We start from the raw sequence: 20,462 nt of genomic DNA, 5'->3' as shown, positions 1-20,462 counted from the left end.
GCACGGCCACCGCGCTCACGCTGCCGTTTTGTTGTTTCTGCCCGGCGTGCGTTACAGTATTCCGGTACCGCTTAGAGCGGACACCGGGATATGGCGCAGCTTGGTAGCGCGCTTCGTTCGGGACGAAGAGGTCGCAGGTTCAAATCCTGTTATCCCGACCACTAGCCCGCAGGAAACTGCGGGTTTTTTCGTTTTCACTGTCGCTATTGCGGCCGGGGGTTAGGTTTAAACGACAAAACGTGTTGTTTTTCGATGTGTCGCTGGTACCCAAGCCCAACTCACAACACAGGCTTAAGAGTCACTTCGTGTGGATTTAGGGTTATCGGGCTCGGCCTTTTTCTTATGCCTAAGCTAAGAATGCATTCGTTATAGATGCTGGCGACTCGCATTTACGCGCAAGGATGTGAAACAATGGGGACGTAAGACTTGGAAACGTGTTGATGCGATGGTAGGTGATGGACGCGTGAAGAACGTAAATACCTCTACTGACGTGGCCAACCTCATCCTCAAGAGCACCGGCACGGCGTCAATGGACAAAAAGAAACTCCACAAACTGCTGTACTACGTGCAGGGGTGGACACTTGCCGCTTTAGGTCGCCCCGCCTTTTCTAATGACCTTCAGGCATGGGTTGATGGACCTGTATCAACTGGCATGCGCCGCAAAACTCAACTCAAAACTTGTTTCGAGGTTGCTAACAGACCATTGGAAAATCCTCAGGTTACCGAGGACCGTGATCTGCTGGCGTTACTGCAGCTCATCGCGCCTTACTACGCGCAAAAAGAGACAAAGGCTCTGGTAGATTCCACCCATTCTGAAGCTCCATGGCTTAATGCTCGAGGAGGGATCCCCGCTGACGCCCATTCCCACGCCGCAATCTCCGATGAATCTCTTTACAGCTACTTTTCTGAGCACGTAAGAATTCTGTCCCTAACCCCTGCAGACATTGCTATGTTTGGCCCCGAGAGCTTTGTTACCGACTACTCCGGCGAGGAGTTCCCAAGCGCCGACTCTCTGCTCAGCCAATCTGCAAATTTGGCTATCCTCTAGTACACCATCGTGACGGATTCCACACACCATGTAGTCGTACTGGACTGCAACATTATTTTGACCCTAGCATCGCATTTTGATGGAAGCTTCACACCCTCAGAAGTCAAAGCGCTGGTTGCGCGTTCCGCAGTCCGCGCCACCTCCCAGCCTATTTTGAATGCGGCGCGAGCATTCATGCTCGCGACTAGAGGTGAAACTTTTACAGGCCAACCGATTTCTTTCGTCACGTCTCGACACATCCTTAACACGGTCATCCACAAGGCCACCCAACCATCACAAGGGCCGACTCAAGAGCAACAGGGACTCGGTCTCCACCGGCGGGTGGCGGAAGATCTGTCGGATTTTTTCGAGAACCTTTCAATGGACTCTTTCGGAAGTGTTATCGAACCACACCAACAGGTCGCAGAGAATACGCCGCCCTTGGATCATGAAGATGGAATGGTGTACGGCCTATGTAGGTTCCTGTCCGGTATGGACAGCCGGTTTCATGTGTGGTGTGTAACGTCTGATCGTGATTTCATAGCCCACGCCAAAACTTTTGAGCGCGCGAACTTTATCCGTGTTGTTGCGCCGGGTGAGTTTGTCAATCATCATCAAAGACTTCTCGTGGCCGCAATGAGATCTGGAGGTTCAGCTCCCGATGTACGCTCTCAAAGGTAGTCCCAATCTGTAAAAGACCCCTAGGCAGTGCAGCATGCGCGTACATCCTAGGCCACGGCAATAGCACGGTGAGTAATCCCCCTGCGATTTGCCATCCAACGTTTTGCCGGTTTGCTATGGGCTGGGCCACCCCAACTCACAGCACACGTTGACAGACGAGTTCCACGCCGCGGGCTATCAACGCCACCGAAGATGTAAACAAGGTTGCTGTAGCCCATCTAGAGGGCTTGAGCGCAGGGACACTGCACAGCGCCATCGACAAACTACTAGGCCGCTGGCGCACCGATAGAATCTCTGCGAATGGGACGTTTGTGAGAGCACCAAATGTTAGGCCCTCCCATGAAGTTTCTTCAAGACCTACACCTAGCAGACGTACTCGTTCTTGATGACTTCTTAACAACCCCGATTGATGCTGCCACAGCACACCAGCTGCTCAATATTCTTGCTGAGCGGGAACACCGAGGATCAACAATTGTGACCTCCCAATTCACGCCCGATGAGTGGTGTCAGATGCGAGTTTTTGGTACCGGTGTTCTGGGGACTCGGTACTGCCGTGTTCCGAGTAGTTGGTACCGGGCCGAGGGGTGCGTCGGCCCGGACGGGCTACAATTTCAGGGTGGAATCACAGCTAGTCGCCTACATCGATGAGTCCTCCGCCCTTAGACCCCCAGACCGGCAGGAGTACATGGTGTGTGCAGCCATCATCGACACTCAAGACTTGGAAAAATACGCGAGGAGCTGCGTCCACTACGACTTCCTGGCCAGGTCAAACTTCACTGGACCGACGAACGTAATAGCCGACGCCGAAAAATCGTGGACACCCTTTCTGAGATCGACTCCATGCAAGCGATCATCACCCACCAGAGTGAAGTGAGCAAGAAGACGGAGAGGCACCGCAGGAAATGCTTGGAGCAGATGTACTTCGAGCTCTCCGAGATGCACGTCCACAACGTCACTTTGGAAAGCCGGCAAGAAGCACAAAACAGGCGAGACGTCGCCCATATAGTTGCCCTGCAGGGCCAGGGACAAAGTGCTGGCATCCGACTTCGACACGTACGCGGTGGCGATGATCCCCTGCTCTGGATTCCAGATGCCGTTCTGGGAGCACTGAACTCCGTCCACCTAGGGGAAGAGCAGTACTGGGAGAAGCTGCACGAGAAAGTGGTCCTCAACCGTCCCACCCCGGATTCCCTCTAGAGGCAGGCGAAGACCCCGGGTCCAGTCGTCCGGCTGGGGTCCCAGGGTCTTCTTCCGATCCTGTCGTAACAGGTGGCAATAACACTAGGGTAGCACCATTTGGCACCATTTGGCACCGATAGGCCCCGTCCGTTTCCTTAGCTGAATCGGCGGTCTCATCCTGGTTTCCTGACCAAATCCACATCGACCAAGCCGAACTCAGCGGGCTAAATATCACTCTGCTCAATACCCCTAGACGTTGACACCGACATGCCCCGCCGAGATACAGCAGGTCATAGGACAAAGACCTCTTACTCCGGTCATCACTGAATCGATCATCAAACCACCCCAGCGGGAGCTGACGGATAATCTCTGAAGTCAACCCTCATCAGAGATGACTTTCTTTGCCCGGGATACTTCCCGTCGTGAACACCCCAATGCGTGTGTGATCTGCGCCTAGCTAGCACCATCAAGGCACATCGCAATGATCTGCTTGAAGTTGGCCACAAGGACCAGCTCCTTCCAAGTAGAAGTTGACGCAACACCAGCGGATTGTGGTGTCGCCAACATCAACTATGAAAGAAAAACCCAATGCAGTACCGAGTAAGCGGAACACTGGTACCAACTACGCGGACTCGCGGTACCAACTACCCCAAATCGACAAGTGGTACAAATCCGTCCCGGACGCTGTCATCGCCGAGTCAATCCTGAATCGACTCGTCGTAAACGCTGAAATCCTCACACTGGAAGGACCCAACATGCGCCTAGAAGCCAACACAGAATAGTCGCTCATAGTCAACGCCCGGGTGTTACTCAATACTCACCCGGGCGTTACTGCTTGCTCACCACGGCGTTACTAAATCCGTGGTCCTAACACCCGGAAACCCCATGCAGTACCGGGTATGCGGAACACCGGTACCAACTACGCGGAATCGCAGTACCAACTATCCCGAATCGGCAGGCATCAAGGATGAGCTTGGGCCGCTTTTGAATCGAGATGGACTGCAACCGGGCTTGGTTCAATTTAGTGCCGAAGAGTCGGGCCGGTCGTAAGGGCTTCCGCGACATGCGTCCAAATTCATTAGCGGACTCTACCTGGAACGTGCCGCACCCGAATTTTGCCGATACAGCAACCGTCACCCCATGAATTGGAGCAGCTACCGGATGCTCACTGAAGCGCAACCGGATACTCACGACACTGCTACCAAATAGCCGGTCGCAACGCCCCATGCCGGACTCACAGCACACGTTGACAGACGAGTTCGACGCAGGGAGCCACCAACACCACCGAAGATGTAAGCAAGGTTGCTGTAGCCTATCTGGCGGGTGCTTGGACGCAGGGACGCTACACAGCGCCACAGACAAGCTTTTAAGCCTCAGCTGGCGGCTCCAAAAGGACTCTCGTGAGCGCACCAAAGGCTTCTAAGCGCGCGTGCTGAAATACCGCCGCCCCTAAGAATCACTCTCCCAGATCAGTGCCTACACTGATGCCGCCGTATCGCGCCGCGCTGTGCGGAGTGCTGGAACCTATCCCGCGTTTCGCCGCGCTGGACGACGCCGACGCCTTCCCCTCCAGCTTCCTCCTAACAGGGGTTTTGATTGATCGCCCAGCAAGCCGCACAAGACCCCACAGTGTCACTGACAGCTATGCAAGCCCGCTAGACGTTCCTGCGTTCTAGGCTCGGACTGGTGACACCGCACACTCCGACGCGCGCTCCCCTGCCTACTCACCACCTGCTGCGACGCTCTGCGTAACGAAACGTGATCTCCTCTTAGCTGACGTTATAGCTGCGAGCAACGAACCTGGTGTGAGGGATTGAATATGGGTCAAGCCCGAGCCGGGCTGAGGCGGCGCTCTCTACGGAACAGGCCCTAAGGTACAAGCGTGGGTTGAGGGAATATACGAAGAAGCCCTCCAGCGTGAATTCACACACTGGAGGGCTTCCTGCAGCACCAAGTTCCCGCTAGGGATTGAGGTTACTTAATGTAGCTCTGCATGCCCGGGTCGAGCTTGGTCGCGCCGGACGGTACGGACTTGATTTCAACACGCTCGGCGTTGGACGGCAGCGGCTGGCCAGCGTCCTCCGGCGCAGTAGCGTCCAGGGCCGAATCACCACGGTCACCATGACCGGTGTCCTCAACATTCTCGTCCTTGACGTTGGTGTCACGGTCCTTGTCCTCGGTCACGTCGTTGTGGCTATTGCCACCATCGCGGCCGCCGTTGTGGCCACCATCATGACCATCAGTGATGATCTTGACAATACCCAGGCCCGGGATAAGCAGCAGCCACCACGGCCAGTCAGACTTGCTGGAACCGCCGTTACCCGGATTCTTGGGCTTCGGAACCGTCTGGTTCTTGTCGTTGATGTCCTTGTGGTCAGCGATGTGGTTCGGCTTCTCCGAATCAGTATCCGGAGTCTCCTCACCCTTGTCGTTGACCTCCACAGAGGTCAACTCCTCGAAAGCAACCGCAGCCTCAACCGGCTCAGTCACAGACTCATCAACCGTAATCTCAACAACAACCTCGCCCTTAGCAGCATCCGGCGTAAAGGTCTTGTGACCCTCACCCAGGACAGAAGTGCCATCAACCTTAGAAATCAACTCAGCCTTCAAGGTGTACTCCTTACCCGGAACCAAGCCCTCGTAAGTCACCTTGTCGTTGACCTGCGCACCAGCAACAACCTCAGTTGCGCCATTAGCAAAATCAGCATTCGTCGAAATCTTCGGCTTACCCGGCTCATTAACCTTCGTCGTCGACTGCTCCGTCGAAGTGGTCGGCGTCGGCTCAGTCGTCGTCGGCTGCTCCGTCGAAGTGGTCGGCTCAGTCGGCTCAGTCGGCTCAGTCGGGTTGGTCGGCTTAGTCGGCTCCGTCGGGTTGGTCGGCTTAGTCGGCTCAGTCGGGTTGGTCGGCTTAGTCGGCTCCGTCGGGTTGGTCGGCTTAGTCGGCTCCGTCGGGTTGGTCGGCTTAGTCGGCTCCGTCGGGTTGGTCGGCTTAGTCGGCTCAGTCGGGTTGGTCGGCTTAGTCGGCTCCGTCGGGTTGGTCGGCTTAGTCGGCTCAGTCGGGTTGGTCGGCTTAGTCGGCTCCGTCGGGTTGGTCGGCTTAGTCGGCTCAGTCGGGTTGGTCGGCTTAGTCGGCTCCGTCGGGTTGGTCGGCTTAGTCGGCTCAGTCGGGTTGGTCGGCTTAGTCGGCTCAGTCGGCTCAGTCGGGTTGGTCGGCTTAGTCGGCTCAGTCGGGTTGGTCGTAGTTGTGCGCTCCTCCTCAGGCTCGTCCTTCGACGTCACAGTCTGAGCATCATCATTAATATCCGTGTGCTCAGCAATCTTATTCTCGTCGCCAGACTCGGAATCCTTACCAGACGCATCAACCTCAGTAGAGGTCAAGTACTCATAGGCAACAGCCTTATCGACAGAACCAGCCTCAACATCATCATTGACAACGATGTCAACACCGCGACCGCCATTGACATCCTTCAAGTCACCCTCAGAAGACTTCGGAGTGAACTTCACCGGCTCCGCGGACTTACCAATAACAGACCCATCAGCCTTGTTACGCAGCTCAGCATTCAGGATGTATTCCTTACCCGGAACAAGACCCTTGAAGTGAACATGGTCAGTAATAACCTTGCCACCCTCAATAGCCTCATGCTCATCAAGCTTCTCAACCGTCGTCTTAACCTCAGGCGTCAGCTTCTCATGAGACTCAACAGTCTGAGCATCATCATTAATATCCGTGTGCTCAGCAATCTTATTCTCGTCGCCAGACTCGGAATCCTTACCAGACGCATCAACCTCAGTAGAGGTCAAGTACTCATAGGCAACAGCCTTATCGACAGAACCAGCCTCAACATCATCATTGACAACGATGTCAACACCGCGACCGCCATTGACATCCTTCAAGTCACCCTCAGAAGACTTCGGAGTGAACTTCACCGGCTCCGCGGACTTACCAATAACAGACCCATCAGCCTTGTTACGCAGCTCAGCATTCAGGATGTATTCCTTACCCGGAACAAGACCCTTGAAGTGAACATGGTCAGTAATAACCTTGCCACCCTCAATAGCCTCATGCTCATCAAGCTTCTCAACCGTCGTCTTAACCTCAGGCGTCAGCTTCTCATGAGACTCAACAGTCTGAGCATCATCATTAATATCCGTGTGCTCAGCAATCTTATTCTCGTCGCCAGACTCGGAATCCTTACCAGACGCATCAACCTCAGTAGAGGTCAAGTACTCATAGGCAACAGCCTTATCGACAGAACCAGCCTCAACATCATCATTGACAACGATGTCAACACCGCGACCGCCATTGACATCCTTCAAGTCACCCTCAGAAGACTTCGGAGTGAACTTCACCGGCTCCGCGGACTTACCAATAACAGACCCATCAGCCTTGTTACGCAGCTCAGCATTCAGGATGTATTCCTTACCCGGAACAAGACCCTTGAAGTGAACATGGTCAGTAATAACCTTGCCACCCTCAATAGCCTCATGCTCATCAAGCTTCTCAACCGTCGTCTTAACCTCAGGCGTCAGCTTCTCATGAGACTCAACAGTCTGAGCATCATCATTAATATCCGTGTGCTCAGCAATCTTATTCTCGTCGCCAGACTCGGAATCCTTACCAGACGCATCAACCTCAGTAGAGGTCAAGTACTCATAGGCAACAGCCTTATCGACAGAACCAGCCTCAACATCATCATTGACAACGATGTCAACACCGCGACCGCCATTGACATCCTTCAAGTCACCCTCAGAAGACTTCGGAGTGAACTTCACCGGCTCCGCGGACTTACCAATAACAGACCCATCAGCCTTGTTACGCAGCTCAGCATTCAGGATGTATTCCTTACCCGGAACAAGACCCTTGAAGTGAACATGGTCAGTAATAACCTTGCCACCCTCAATAGCCTCATGCTCATCAAGCTTCTCAACCGTCGTCTTAACCTCAGGCGTCAGCTTCTCATGAGACTCAACAGTCTGAGCATCATCATTAATATCCGTGTGCTCAGCAATCTTATTCTCGTCGCCAGACTCGGAATCCTTACCAGACGCATCAACCTCAGTAGAGGTCAAGTACTCATAGGCAACAGCCTTATCGACAGAACCAGCCTCAACATCATCATTGACAACGATGTCAACACCGCGACCGCCATTGACATCCTTCAAGTCACCCTCAGAAGACTTCGGAGTGAACTTCACCGGCTCCGCGGACTTACCAATAACAGACCCATCAGCCTTGTTACGCAGCTCAGCATTCAGGATGTATTCCTTACCCGGAACAAGACCCTTGAAGTGAACATGGTCAGTAATAACCTTGCCACCCTCAATAGCCTCATGCTCATCAAGCTTCTCAACCGTCGTCTTAACCTCAGGCGTCAGCTTCTCATGAGACTCAACAGTCTGAGCATCATCATTAATATCCGTGTGCTCAGCAATCTTATTCTCGTCGCCAGACTCGGAATCCTTACCAGACGCATCAACCTCAGTAGAGGTCAAGTACTCATAGGCAACAGCCTTATCGACAGAACCAGCCTCAACATCATCATTGACAACGATGTCAACACCGCGACCGCCATTGACATCCTTCAAGTCACCCTCAGAAGACTTCGGAGTGAACTTCACCGGCTCCGCGGACTTACCAATAACAGACCCATCAGCCTTGTTACGCAGCTCAGCATTCAGGATGTATTCCTTACCCGGAACAAGACCCTTGAAGTGAACATGGTCAGTAATAACCTTGCCACCCTCAATAGCCTCATGCTCATCAAGCTTCTCAACCGTCGTCTTAACCTCAGGCGTCAGCTTCTCATGAGACTCAACAGTCTGAGCATCATCATTAATATCCGTGTGCTCAGCAATCTTATTCTCGTCGCCAGACTCGGAATCCTTACCAGACGCATCAACCTCAGTAGAGGTCAAGTACTCATAGGCAACAGCCTTATCGACAGAACCAGCCTCAACATCATCATTGACAACGATGTCAACACCGCGACCGCCATTGACATCCTTCAAGTCACCCTCAGAAGACTTCGGAGTGAACTTCACCGGCTCCGCGGACTTACCAATAACAGACCCATCAGCCTTGTTACGCAGCTCAGCATTCAGGATGTATTCCTTACCCGGAACAAGACCCTTGAAGTGAACATGGTCAGTAATAACCTTGCCACCCTCAATAGCCTCATGCTCATCAAGCTTCTCAACCGTCGTCTTAACCTCAGGCGTCAGCTTCTCATGAGACTCAACAGTCTGAGCATCATCATTAATATCCGTGTGCTCAGCAATCTTATTCTCGTCGCCAGACTCGGAATCCTTACCAGACGCATCAACCTCAGTAGAGGTCAAGTACTCATAGGCAACAGCCTTATCGACAGAACCAGCCTCAACATCATCATTGACAACGATGTCAACACCGCGACCGCCATTGACATCCTTCAAGTCACCCTCAGAAGACTTCGGAGTGAACTTCACCGGCTCCGCGGACTTACCAATAACAGACCCATCAGCCTTGTTACGCAGCTCAGCATTCAGGATGTATTCCTTACCCGGAACAAGACCCTTGAAGTGAACATGGTCAGTAATAACCTTGCCACCCTCAATAGCCTCATGCTCATCAAGCTTCTCAACCGTCGTCTTAACCTCAGGCGTCAGCTTCTCATGAGACTCAACAGTCTGAGCATCATCATTAATATCCGTGTGCTCAGCAATCTTATTCTCGTCGCCAGACTCGGAATCCTTACCAGACGCATCAACCTCAGTAGAGGTCAAGTACTCATAGGCAACAGCCTTATCGACAGAACCAGCCTCAACATCATCATTGACAACGATGTCAACACCGCGACCGCCATTGACATCCTTCAAGTCACCCTCAGAAGACTTCGGAGTGAACTTCACCGGCTCCGCGGACTTACCAATAACAGACCCATCAGCCTTGTTACGCAGCTCAGCATTCAGGATGTATTCCTTACCCGGAACAAGACCCTTGAAGTGAACATGGTCAGTAATAACCTTGCCACCCTCAATAGCCTCATGCTCATCAAGCTTCTCAACCGTCGTCTTAACCTCAGGCGTCAGCTTCTCATGAGACTCAACAGTCTGAGCATCATCATTAATATCCGTGTGCTCAGCAATCTTATTCTCGTCGCCAGACTCGGAATCCTTACCAGACGCATCAACCTCAGTAGAGGTCAAGTACTCATAGGCAACAGCCTTATCGACAGAACCAGCCTCAACATCATCATTGACAACGATGTCAACACCGCGACCGCCATTGACATCCTTCAAGTCACCCTCAGAAGACTTCGGAGTGAACTTCACCGGCTCCGCGGACTTACCAATAACAGACCCATCAGCCTTGTTACGCAGCTCAGCATTCAGGATGTATTCCTTACCCGGAACAAGACCCTTGAAGTGAACATGGTCAGTAATAACCTTGCCACCCTCAATAGCCTCATGCTCATCAAGCTTCTCAACCGTCGTCTTAACCTCAGGCGTCAGCTTCTCATGAGACTCAACAGTCTGAGCATCATCATTAATATCCGTGTGCTCAGCAATCTTATTCTCGTCGCCAGACTCGGAATCCTTACCAGACGCATCAACCTCAGTAGAGGTCAAGTACTCATAGGCAACAGCCTTATCGACAGAACCAGCCTCAACATCATCATTGACAACGATGTCAACACCGCGACCGCCATTGACATCCTTCAAGTCACCCTCAGAAGACTTCGGAGTGAACTTCACCGGCTCCGCGGACTTACCAATAACAGACCCATCAGCCTTGTTACGCAGCTCAGCATTCAGGATGTATTCCTTACCCGGAACAAGACCCTTGAAGTGAACATGGTCAGTAATAACCTTGCCACCCTCAATAGCCTCATGCTCATCAAGCTTCTCAACCGTCGTCTTAACCTCAGGCGTCAGCTTCTCATGAGACTCAACAGTCTGAGCATCATCATTAATATCCGTGTGCTCAGCAATCTTATTCTCGTCGCCAGACTCGGAATCCTTACCAGACGCATCAACCTCAGTAGAGGTCAAGTACTCATAGGCAACAGCCTTATCGACAGAACCAGCCTCAACATCATCATTGACAACGATGTCAACACCGCGACCGCCATTGACATCCTTCAAGTCACCCTCAGAAGACTTCGGAGTGAACTTCACCGGCTCCGCGGACTTACCAATAACAGACCCATCAGCCTTGTTACGCAGCTCAGCATTCAGGATGTATTCCTTACCCGGAACAAGACCCTTGAAGTGAACATGGTCAGTAATAACCTTGCCACCCTCAATAGCCTCATGCTCATCAAGCTTCTCAACCGTCGTCTTAACCTCAGGCGTCAGCTTCTCATGAGACTCAACAGTCTGAGCATCATCATTAATATCCGTGTGCTCAGCAATCTTATTCTCGTCGCCAGACTCGGAATCCTTACCAGACGCATCAACCTCAGTAGAGGTCAAGTACTCATAGGCAACAGCCTTATCGACAGAACCAGCCTCAACATCATCATTGACAACGATGTCAACACCGCGACCGCCATTGACATCCTTCAAGTCACCCTCAGAAGACTTCGGAGTGAACTTCACCGGCTCCGCGGACTTACCAATAACAGACCCATCAGCCTTGTTACGCAGCTCAGCATTCAGGATGTATTCCTTACCCGGAACAAGACCCTTGAAGTGAACATGGTCAGTAATAACCTTGCCACCCTCAATAGCCTCATGCTCATCAAGCTTCTCAACCGTCGTCTTAACCTCAGGCGTCAGCTTCTCATGAGACTCAACAGTCTGAGCATCATCATTAATATCCGTGTGCTCAGCAATCTTATTCTCGTCGCCAGACTCGGAATCCTTACCAGACGCATCAACCTCAGTAGAGGTCAAGTACTCATAGGCAACAGCCTTATCGACAGAACCAGCCTCAACATCATCATTGACAACGATGTCAACACCGCGACCGCCATTGACATCCTTCAAGTCACCCTCAGAAGACTTCGGAGTGAACTTCACCGGCTCCGCGGACTTACCAATAACAGACCCATCAGCCTTGTTACGCAGCTCAGCATTCAGGATGTATTCCTTACCCGGAACAAGACCCTTGAAGTGAACATGGTCAGTAATAACCTTGCCACCCTCAATAGCCTCATGCTCATCAAGCTTCTCAACCGTCGTCTTAACCTCAGGCGTCAGCTTCTCATGAGACTCAACAGTCTGAGCATCATCATTAATATCCGTGTGCTCAGCAATCTTATTCTCGTCGCCAGACTCGGAATCCTTACCAGACGCATCAACCTCAGTAGAGGTCAAGTACTCATAGGCAACAGCCTTATCGACAGAACCAGCCTCAACATCATCATTGACAACGATGTCAACACCGCGACCGCCATTGACATCCTTCAAGTCACCCTCAGAAGACTTCGGAGTGAACTTCACCGGCTCCGCGGACTTACCAATAACAGACCCATCAGCCTTGTTACGCAGCTCAGCATTCAGGATGTATTCCTTACCCGGAACAAGACCCTTGAAGTGAACATGGTCAGTAATAACCTTGCCACCCTCAATAGCCTCATGCTCATCAAGCTTCTCAACCGTCGTCTTAACCTCAGGCGTCAGCTTCTCATGAGACTCAACAGTCTGAGCATCATCATTAATATCCGTGTGCTCAGCAATCTTATTCTCGTCGCCAGACTCGGAATCCTTACCAGACGCATCAACCTCAGTAGAGGTCAAGTACTCATAGGCAACAGCCTTATCGACAGAACCAGCCTCAACATCATCATTGACAACGATGTCAACACCGCGACCGCCATTGACATCCTTCAAGTCACCCTCAGAAGACTTCGGAGTGAACTTCACCGGCTCCGCGGACTTACCAATAACAGACCCATCAGCCTTGTTACGCAGCTCAGCATTCAGGATGTATTCCTTACCCGGAACAAGACCCTTGAAGTGAACATGGTCAGTAACAACCTTGCCACCCTCAATAGCCACATGCTCATCCAACTGATCAACCGTCGTACTAATCTCAGGCGTCTTAGTGGACGGGTTAGAGCCGCTTCCACCGTTCTCATTAGGCAGACCCGGCTGATCTACCGGCATGACAGTTTGCGAAGTCCTCTTATCGTACTCGCCGTCAGGCTTAGGCCGGACAATGGTAATAAACCAATCCGCAGGCTGCGCCGGGATCGTTGCTCCTGGAATTTTTTTAAGCTCGGTTTTATAGCCGTACAACCCCGGTTTGACGAATTCAAAGCCTGTAAGTTTTTGAAACTCTTCGTAAGTTCCTTTATATCCCGGAAAGTTCTCTAACCCCTTTTTATTGGTGTATTTCGGATCTTCCCCTGTAATTGTTGTGGCTGCCCTATGCCTTGAGGTTTCATCTCTGGCGACAAAGGGAATCAAGTAGGTACGGTAAGTACTCGCAGCTTCGTAGTCCTTGTCGAGAACGGCTTTTTCTATCTTTCGGGCAAGAATTATCGCGGCATCACGATATTGCCTATTAACATTAAGTTTTTCAGCCTTCGCTTGGTCATACAAAAATGTTGTCTCATAAGGGACTCCATAACCAGGCTCAATACACCAAGCCCAGCCCACATTGTTGCCAGCATTGGCATTTGCGCCTGCTCCTGGCAAGGGGGTTCCCGCCCAAACAAGACCGTCCCACGTCTTATCATGTCCCTTCGAGGTGCTCTTTTCAGCCTCGCTACCCAGCGTCGTGTTGGGCTTGAAGTCGGTAGGCTTCGCATCCGCAGCGCCGGCTTCCCCCCACGGTACGGTCAGCAACGCTGCGATCACCGCAATGGTCGCAAGAATTGCGGTTAGGAGCGTCCACCCCCTTCGGGGCATACTTCTTGAAATGCTCATCATTCCTCTTCACTTTTGATAGATATAGCCTAGCTCAGCGGTGATCTCGCTGTTCAAAGCCAGATTTAGAAGCTGAGCACACCGCAGCCAATCACGCCTTCAGCGTCGGAGTATTGATCATGCTTATAGTGCATATTGCACTCTACCACCACGTCATTAGCTTCGCTTAATCTATTTGACAGCGGCTCTGCAGGAACTGGCTGAAATTACATCTGATTCAACGACAGCTTTCAGGTGCACGCCATGTCGCTATCACCGCGGTGTGAACTCTCTAAGAGTAGGAGCCACTATGAAGCCCCCGCCCAGGTGCGCATTTATGCCCTTGAGGGCCTCCACATCTAATAAATTTGGTTAGAGATGCAGGCTTCCTGATGAAGCTCTGTATATCTGGATATCGCCTGATAGCGCCGTACAACACGGGGTTAATCTCAACGTGTTGGGCTCTAGAACGGCCTCGAATGACTCTGTATTGTCGGCCTCACCATGCTCCTAGTGCATGACGTCAACGCCATGGACGTCGCTAAGCGTAGCGTTGTGATGCCTCGAACCATCTCGACCCGAAATCCTTTGTACCGGAGGTTACATCGTTGCCATGAGTGGTGTGAGGCCATCAGGCGGTCCCACCGTGATTTCTGTCGCAGCCATCGCCTTGACCGACATGAAACCTTGCTTGTAGCAAGAACCACCATCGTTTCCATTCTCGGCAAAATCTGCGTCAGCGGAAACGGCTTGGTCGCCATGAATAGCCCTTTTGGACAGCACCCATGTTGCGATGTCGCGCTTGAGCTTTGGTTTTCCGTCACTTGAGTTGGGGGTCGGCTTCCGAATTCTGTGCCAACCTTGCCAGCATGGCCCTCTGCGCCCCTAGAAACTGGACGACCCACCCGACCCAGAAAAGCCGGAGCTAAAGCTGCTGTTGACGCCGCCGCTGGAGGAGGAGCTGCTGTTGGCGGCGGTGGCGTCGCTGTCCCAGGAGTGCACGGCGGAGAAGGGCACGAAGCCGTTGTAGCCCACGCCCACGTAGAAGCCGGAGTCGTAGAGGTGCGGGCGCTCCGGCAACTGCTTGGCCTCGTTCTTCTTCTGTAGCTGCTGCTGCAGGTACTGGGACAGGCCCGAGGTGCGGTCGAGCAAAGCCATGTAGCGCTCCATGAAGTCCGGGCGGGTGGGCTGCTGGGACAGCTCCATGGCGGTGGACTCAAGGCGCTTGGCCTCCTGTGCCAGGTTCGAGTCTAAGTCGGTGGCCACGTAGCTTGCCTGGGAGAGGTCCTTGCCCAGGTCGTACAGGGCGTAGCGGCGAGCGTCGGCGTCGGCATGTTCGACGCGGTGGATTTTGTCGATGTTCTCCTCAGCAGTTTCGACGCGCTCACAGGCCTGGCGGGCCTGCTGGATCTCATCGGCGCGCTCGCGGTAGAGGCTATCCGGGGAGTCCGCCGTCATCATCATGAAGGAACCCACGGTGCGGTCCAAGCCCAAAAATTCGTCGCGCAGCGTGTCCCAATCATCGCGCAGACGCTGGTCCACCAGGCCGGAGTGCAAGGAGTGCGCTTGGACGTCGATAGCCTGCAGCCGCTGCGCGGTGTCCGTGTAGGTCTGAGACACGTAGTCCCAGTTCTCACGGGCCTTCATCACCTGCTTCTGGCGGGAGCGGCGCAGGCCGGTCAACGTGCCTACCCCCACCGCACCCAGGGCGCCAGCACCCATGCCGGCGCCCACGGCGCCGCCAATCCGGTTGCCCGCGCTGCTGTCGTACTGCGCTTCGGCGGCGCGGTCGACGTCGATAGCCGTAGAAGCCCCATTGAGCAGTCCGGCAGGAATGTTGTTATCCCGCACGCCCGGCTTGATCGCTTCCACGGCGTCCTCCAAGTGACTGTCGCCCTTGCGAAGGCCCAGCAGGTCCGACACGTCCTCGCCCGCGAACACGAAGGACTGGCGCGGATCCAGCCCCACGCCCACGAAGACCTGGCCGTCCGCGAACTTGTCGTCACCAATGAGCTCCGGGTGATTGTCCCGCAGGTACTCCTCCACCGAGTCATTGACGTTGTCGTGGTTGGTGGCAAAGACCAGGTAGTGCAGCCCGGTTACGGCGGCGGGGGCGTTGATACGAGAAACATCGCGCAGCATGCGCTCCTCGTCCTCCGGGGAGAGCACATCATCCGGGTCCATGATGTCCGTTTTTACCGTGGATTGGGAGCTCTCAATAGCAAAGTCGGCCTTGTCTGGGGCGTCGATGGCGGCGAGGACTCCGCCGGCTCCCAATGCACCAACCAGCAGCCCGGCCCCGAGAGTAGCGCCCACCACGCGGTCTAATGACGTGACTTTCGGCCCTTTGCTCGCCGCGTACGGTGCAATCTCCCGGGGTTGGTTCATGTGTCCTCCGCTCCTCTATCAGTCCTGATTTAAGGCTTGATTTTACCCCCAAAACGGGAAACGACGCGGTGCCCCTACAGCAGCCGCGTCGCCCCTATTCCCTATCACTCACAACGGATTGGAGAAACCGTTTGCCTACCCCCTAAGTAGGCTTTGTGAGCACTGCTAACTTTAGCACTCTTTCGGCGTGACGGAAGACCCAGACTCGCAATTTCGTAGTATCTTTCCACCCCGCCTTGCCTGCACTGTTGGCACACGTTCGTGAGCTAGGCTTTTTCCTTCTCGTCCTTCTCTTCCGCGCGCGCGGAGGGGGTCCCCGAGGGGGTTACAGAGCGCGCCGCAGAACGGTTCGCGGCGGGGGTCGTAGACAGGGCGATCGCCACCACTGCAGTTACCCCCAACACGACCAGTGCCGCCCACTGCTGTGGGGAGTTGCCCCCATTTCCCGCCACCGTGATGGCGGAGGTGGCCCAGTGCATGGGGAAGAGGTGCACCAGCGCGCTCATGGCGGTGTTAAGGTCCGTGCCCGTGGCCGCAGCCTTCCAGGCCCATCCCACGACGCCTACCTGCGCCATCCCCAGGACCACGCCCAGGATCCAGCCCGGGGTGCCCAGCGCGCGCACCAGGGCATAGAGCACGCCTGCCGACGCCGCCGCGGCCGCCGCCGCAGCCACCCCAGCCCACGCCACGGCCGCCACCGTCACGCCGGTGGCCAGAAGCGCGGTCAACAGGCTCACGGCGGCGCCGATAAGCACTGACGCACCGACGAGCACCACGAGCCGGCGCTCCACGCGGGCCAGCAGCGCGCCGAGGATGCCGCCACCCATGACCGCGAGGGCTGCCAGAAGCATGGCCACAATCGGGCTCAGCAGCTGTGCGGTCGCATTCTGGGTGTCGTTGGGGTTGGGCACGGTCGGCAACGCGCGCTGCGCGCCCTGCACCTTGGTGCGGTTCTGCTGGGCCATGCCGTCGACCTTCTCGGCGCCGGCCACAAGCTCGTCCACGCCCTTGAGGGCCTCATCCACCTTGGTGTTGAGCTCGCCGATGCCCGCGTTGAGCTGCTTGGCACCCTCGGCGGCCTCGTAGACGCCGTCGTGGTAGGCGTAGCCGCTGACCGCCAGCTGATTAGACAAATCCCGTGAGCCATCCTTGAGGCGGATGAGCTGGTCCTGGATGGACTGGTCGAACTTAAAGTTCTCCACCTGCGCGCGCAGGTCCCCCAGCTGCGAGCGAATCTCCTTGGCCTCCTTGGAGTTGTTACCCTCCAGGTCCTTCGTTGTGCCGTCGATGGCCTGCAGAATTTGGCCGCGCACCACGCCCAGGGCCACGACCTGATCGACGGCGCCGCCCACGCCGTCGGCAAGCTCGGTGGCACCGTTTCCCAGCTGGGCCGTGCCGGACTGGAGTTCCACCAGGCCGTTGGAGAGCTCCTGGGAACCGCTCGCCAGCTGATCCACGCCGCCGCCGAGCTCGCCCGCGCCGTCCTTGAGCTGGCCGGTGCCGTCCGCGAGCTGCTGGGCGCCGTTGGCCAGGAATCCGGCCTGGGCGTTGGCCTCGGAGAGCGCCCGGGCGACGTCATGCAGCTCAGCCGGGTCAATGGTGCCGTCGCTGGGTGCGCCGGTCTCCTCCTGGGACCAGGTTTGGGCCGGCTGCCAGTGGGCGGTGGTGGCCACCACGGCGCCAATGACGAGGGGGACGAGCAGGATGCAGGCCCACACGAGTGCGCGGGTGGTGAAGCGGCGTTCGGTGGCCACGGGACGGGCAAGGCGTGAGGTCATGTCATAGAAACTATCGCCCACGCTGGGCACAAGCCGTCAGGCGCGCGGAAAGGCCCCGCCGGTACCGAACTGTTGGGGTACCAGCGGGGCCTTGGCAGCGTCCGCTCTAGAGCGTCCGCGCTAGCGCGCTACTTCTTCTCAGCGAAGAGCTCACGCACGCGCTTGCCCAGCTTCTCAGACACAGCGTCCCAGTAAGCGTAGACGCGCTCCTCGGTCTCCGGGGAGACACCAGCCATGGCGTTGGTGATGTTGTCCGCCATACGCTCCTTGGCGGCGTCATCGTAGACGTTCTCGTACAGGTCGGTAGCCTGAACGGTGTCGTTGTCCTCGGCGTGGCGCACGTACGGTGCGCGAACCAGGTCGATGCCGGCCGGGTCCGGGTTGACGTAGAGGTCCGTCGCGGTGGTGGTCTCCTGCTCCTTGAAGCGCAGGTTCTCATCACCATCCTGGTAGCCGCCGCCCTTGGCGTGGCGGTTCGGGGAGTAGACCGGGTCCTCCGGAGCGTTGAACAGGAACTGCATCGGGCCCTCGTGCTCGTAGGTGTTGACCTGGTTGAGCGGCTGGTTCACCGGCAGCTGCTTGTAGTTCGGTCCGATGCGGTAGCGCTGCTGGTCAGCGTAGGCAAAGGCACGAGCCTGCAGCATCTTGTCCGGGGACAGGCCAACACCGGGGACGATGTTGCCTGGGTCCAGAGCAACCTGCTCAATCTGCGCGAAGAAGTTGCGCGGGTTGCGGTTGAGAACGAAGTAGCCCACATCGTGCAGCGGGTAGTCCTTCTTGGACCAGACCTTGGTGAGGTCGAACGGGTTGAAGCGGTAGCCCTCAGCCTCAGCCACCGGCATGATCTGAACCTTGACGTCCCATACCGGGTAGTTGCCCTCTTCGATGGCGTTGTAGAGGTCCTCGCGGTGGTAGTCAGCGTTCTGGCCGGCCATCTCGCCTGCCTCAGCGTCGGTGAAGTTCTCCACACCCTGACGGGACTTGAAGTGGTACTTCACCCAGAATGCCTCGCCCTGCTCGTTAACCCACTGGAAGGTGTGGGAGCCGTAGCCGTTCTGGTGGCGGGTGGTCTTCGGGGTACCGCGGTCACCCATGAGGTAGGTCACCTGGTGAGTGGTCTCCGGGTTACGGGTCCAGAAATCCCACTGCATGTCAGCATCACGCAGGCCGTTGGTACCCAGGCGCTTCTGGGAGTGGATGAAGTCCGGGAACTTGATGCCATCACGGATAAAGAACACCGGGGTGTTGTTGCCCACGATGTCGTAGTTGCCATCTTCGGTGTAGAAGCGCAGCGCGAAACCGTGAACGTCACGCCAGGTATCCGGGGAGCCCTGCTCACCGGCAACGGTGGAGAAGCGGCCCATCATCGGGGTGACGGTACCTTTCTGGAAGAGCTTGGCCTTGGTGTAGGCAGAGACATCTTCAGTAATGTGCAGCTCACCGAAGGCACCGTGGCCCTTGGCGTGCGGGGTACGCTCTGGCACGCGCTCACGGTTGAAGTGAGCCAGCTTCTCAATGAGGTGCAGATCATTGAGAACGACCGGACCGTTCTCACCGTTGGTGACGCTGGTGTTTTCAGTAACGACCGGCTGGCCGGACGGGCGGGTGGTGTTCGGGCCACCCGGGGCGCGCTGGCCCTTGTCCAGTACCTTGTCTGCTGCGGACTCGTTGGGGTTAGTCATGGACTTCCTCCTAATTGTGTTGATAATTTGGGGATTATTATCAATCGTGGACGTTTCATAGCCTACCTACACAATATGACCCCCGCAACAGATTTTTAGAACTAGGGCGGCCCCCACAGCCTGACCCCAGTAATACCTCGTTTGCCAGCGGGCTGCTGGTAAGTTGTGGGAGGTGAATCCCCACTCCGAGCGCGATGACGCGCGCGTCACCGACCTCGCCCTACGGGCAGGCCGCGGCGACCGCGCAGCGCTCACGGAGTTCATCAAATCCACGCACGATGACGTCTGGCGCCTCCTCGCCCATCTGGGCGGCGCCGACGTGGCCGACGATCTCACGCAGGAAACCTACCTTCGCGTCATCGGCGCACTCCCCCGCTTCGCCGCCCGCTCCTCCGCCCGCACGTGGCTGCTCTCCCTGGCGCGCCGCGTGTGGGTGGACAACATCCGCCACGACATGGCTCGGCCCCGCAAGTCCGCCACGGAATATGAGGACGCGGCCGCACTCGCCCCGGCCCCGGAAAACGCCGGCACGTGGAGCGAATGGATCGACGCCCGCGTGCTTATCGACGCCCTCCCGGCCGACCGCCGCGAGGCCCTCATCCTTACCCAGGTGCTGGGCTATACCTATGAGGAGGCCGCCAAGATTGCCGGCGTGCGTGTGGGCACCATCCGCTCGCGCGTGGCACGTGCCCGCAAGGATCTCATCGAGCAGCGCGGGTGAACTAAAACCCCAATCGTTACCGAGCCGTTACAAAACGGGCGTTCTATACAAAGCACCTGCACATACATGTGGACCGGCGGCGCTCCGAGACGTAGGACACAGAGAGACACTCGTCGCTTCAGCTGGAAAATACCTGTCGACCACGCCTAATCTCAATCGAGGCACACGTG

9 protein-coding genes and 1 tRNA gene are annotated in these 20,462 nt (G+C 55.7%); 6 read left to right on the top strand and 4 right to left on the bottom strand.

What is annotated here, in order from left to right:
• Window positions 1-84 precede the first annotated feature (84 nt).
• From ACKFR8_RS09935 to ACKFR8_RS09915, 5 genes are all read left to right on the top strand, one after another.
• Window positions 85-161, top strand: a tRNA-Pro gene (locus ACKFR8_RS09935).
• 302 nt (window positions 162-463) lie between these two features.
• The gene (locus ACKFR8_RS09930) at window positions 464-1,048 is read left to right on the top strand and encodes a Panacea domain-containing protein (RefSeq protein WP_408929954.1); all 585 of its coding nucleotides are present in this window, start codon (window positions 464-466) and stop codon (window positions 1,046-1,048) included.
• A 9-nt stretch (window positions 1,049-1,057) separates the two neighbouring features.
• Window positions 1,058-1,708 carry a hypothetical protein gene (locus ACKFR8_RS09925; protein WP_408929953.1) on the top strand — a complete coding sequence of 217 codons (651 nt, stop codon included), beginning with the start codon at window positions 1,058-1,060 and terminating at the stop codon, window positions 1,706-1,708.
• 324 nt (window positions 1,709-2,032) lie between these two features.
• Window positions 2,033-2,356 carry an ATP-binding protein gene (locus ACKFR8_RS09920; RefSeq protein WP_408929952.1) on the top strand — a complete coding sequence of 108 codons (324 nt, stop codon included), beginning with the start codon at window positions 2,033-2,035 and terminating at the stop codon, window positions 2,354-2,356.
• A 192-nt stretch (window positions 2,357-2,548) separates the two neighbouring features.
• The gene (locus ACKFR8_RS09915) at window positions 2,549-2,905 is read left to right on the top strand and encodes a hypothetical protein (RefSeq protein WP_408929951.1); all 357 of its coding nucleotides are present in this window, start codon (window positions 2,549-2,551) and stop codon (window positions 2,903-2,905) included.
• 1,956 nt (window positions 2,906-4,861) lie between these two features.
• Here the strand turns inward: ACKFR8_RS09915 and ACKFR8_RS09910 are convergent.
• The 4 genes from ACKFR8_RS09910 to ACKFR8_RS09895 all read right to left on the bottom strand — a co-directional run bounded on the left by ACKFR8_RS09910 (window position 4,862) and on the right by ACKFR8_RS09895 (window position 19,571).
• Window positions 4,862-12,979 carry a VaFE repeat-containing surface-anchored protein gene (locus ACKFR8_RS09910; protein ID WP_408929950.1) on the bottom strand — a complete coding sequence of 2,706 codons (8,118 nt, stop codon included), beginning with the start codon at window positions 12,977-12,979 and terminating at the stop codon, window positions 4,862-4,864.
• Between the two features lie 1,629 nt (window positions 12,980-14,608).
• Complete coding sequence (locus ACKFR8_RS09905; RefSeq protein ID WP_408929949.1) at window positions 14,609-16,111, bottom strand: DUF5129 domain-containing protein; 1,503 nt, start codon at window positions 16,109-16,111, stop codon at window positions 14,609-14,611.
• A 266-nt stretch (window positions 16,112-16,377) separates the two neighbouring features.
• Entirely contained in the window at window positions 16,378-17,889 is a 1,512-nt protein-coding gene (locus tag ACKFR8_RS09900; protein ID WP_408929948.1) for a hypothetical protein, read from the bottom strand.
• Between the two features lie 128 nt (window positions 17,890-18,017).
• On the bottom strand, window positions 18,018-19,571 hold the full coding sequence (locus ACKFR8_RS09895; RefSeq protein WP_296135058.1) for a catalase: 1,554 nt from the start codon (window positions 19,569-19,571) through the stop codon (window positions 18,018-18,020).
• A 172-nt stretch (window positions 19,572-19,743) separates the two neighbouring features.
• Between ACKFR8_RS09895 and ACKFR8_RS09890 the strand changes: the two genes are divergently transcribed.
• A complete protein-coding gene (locus ACKFR8_RS09890; protein ID WP_408929947.1) occupies window positions 19,744-20,292 on the top strand; it encodes an RNA polymerase sigma factor in 549 nt (182 codons plus the stop codon).
• Window positions 20,293-20,462: the final 170 nt, after the last annotated feature.

Source organism: Corynebacterium axilliensis, assembly GCF_046097495.1.
Taxonomy (GTDB): domain Bacteria; phylum Actinomycetota; class Actinomycetes; order Mycobacteriales; family Mycobacteriaceae; genus Corynebacterium.
The sequence above is the reverse complement of the archived record's forward strand: the minus strand, read 5'-3'. Positions and strand labels throughout refer to the sequence as shown.

Coding starts and splice junctions, on each gene's coding strand:
- ACKFR8_RS09920 (WP_408929952.1), top strand. CDS start 2,033: ATGTTAGGCCCTCCCATGAAGTTTCTTCAAGACCTACACCTAGCAGAC.
- ACKFR8_RS09915 (WP_408929951.1), top strand. CDS start 2,549: ATGCAAGCGATCATCACCCACCAGAGTGAAGTGAGCAAGAAGACGGAG.
- ACKFR8_RS09910 (WP_408929950.1), bottom strand. CDS start 12,979: ATGCCGGTAGATCAGCCGGGTCTGCCTAATGAGAACGGTGGAAGCGGC.
- ACKFR8_RS09905 (WP_408929949.1), bottom strand. CDS start 16,111: ATGAACCAACCCCGGGAGATTGCACCGTACGCGGCGAGCAAAGGGCCG.
- ACKFR8_RS09900 (WP_408929948.1), bottom strand. CDS start 17,889: ATGACCTCACGCCTTGCCCGTCCCGTGGCCACCGAACGCCGCTTCACC.
- ACKFR8_RS09895 (WP_296135058.1), bottom strand. CDS start 19,571: ATGACTAACCCCAACGAGTCCGCAGCAGACAAGGTACTGGACAAGGGC.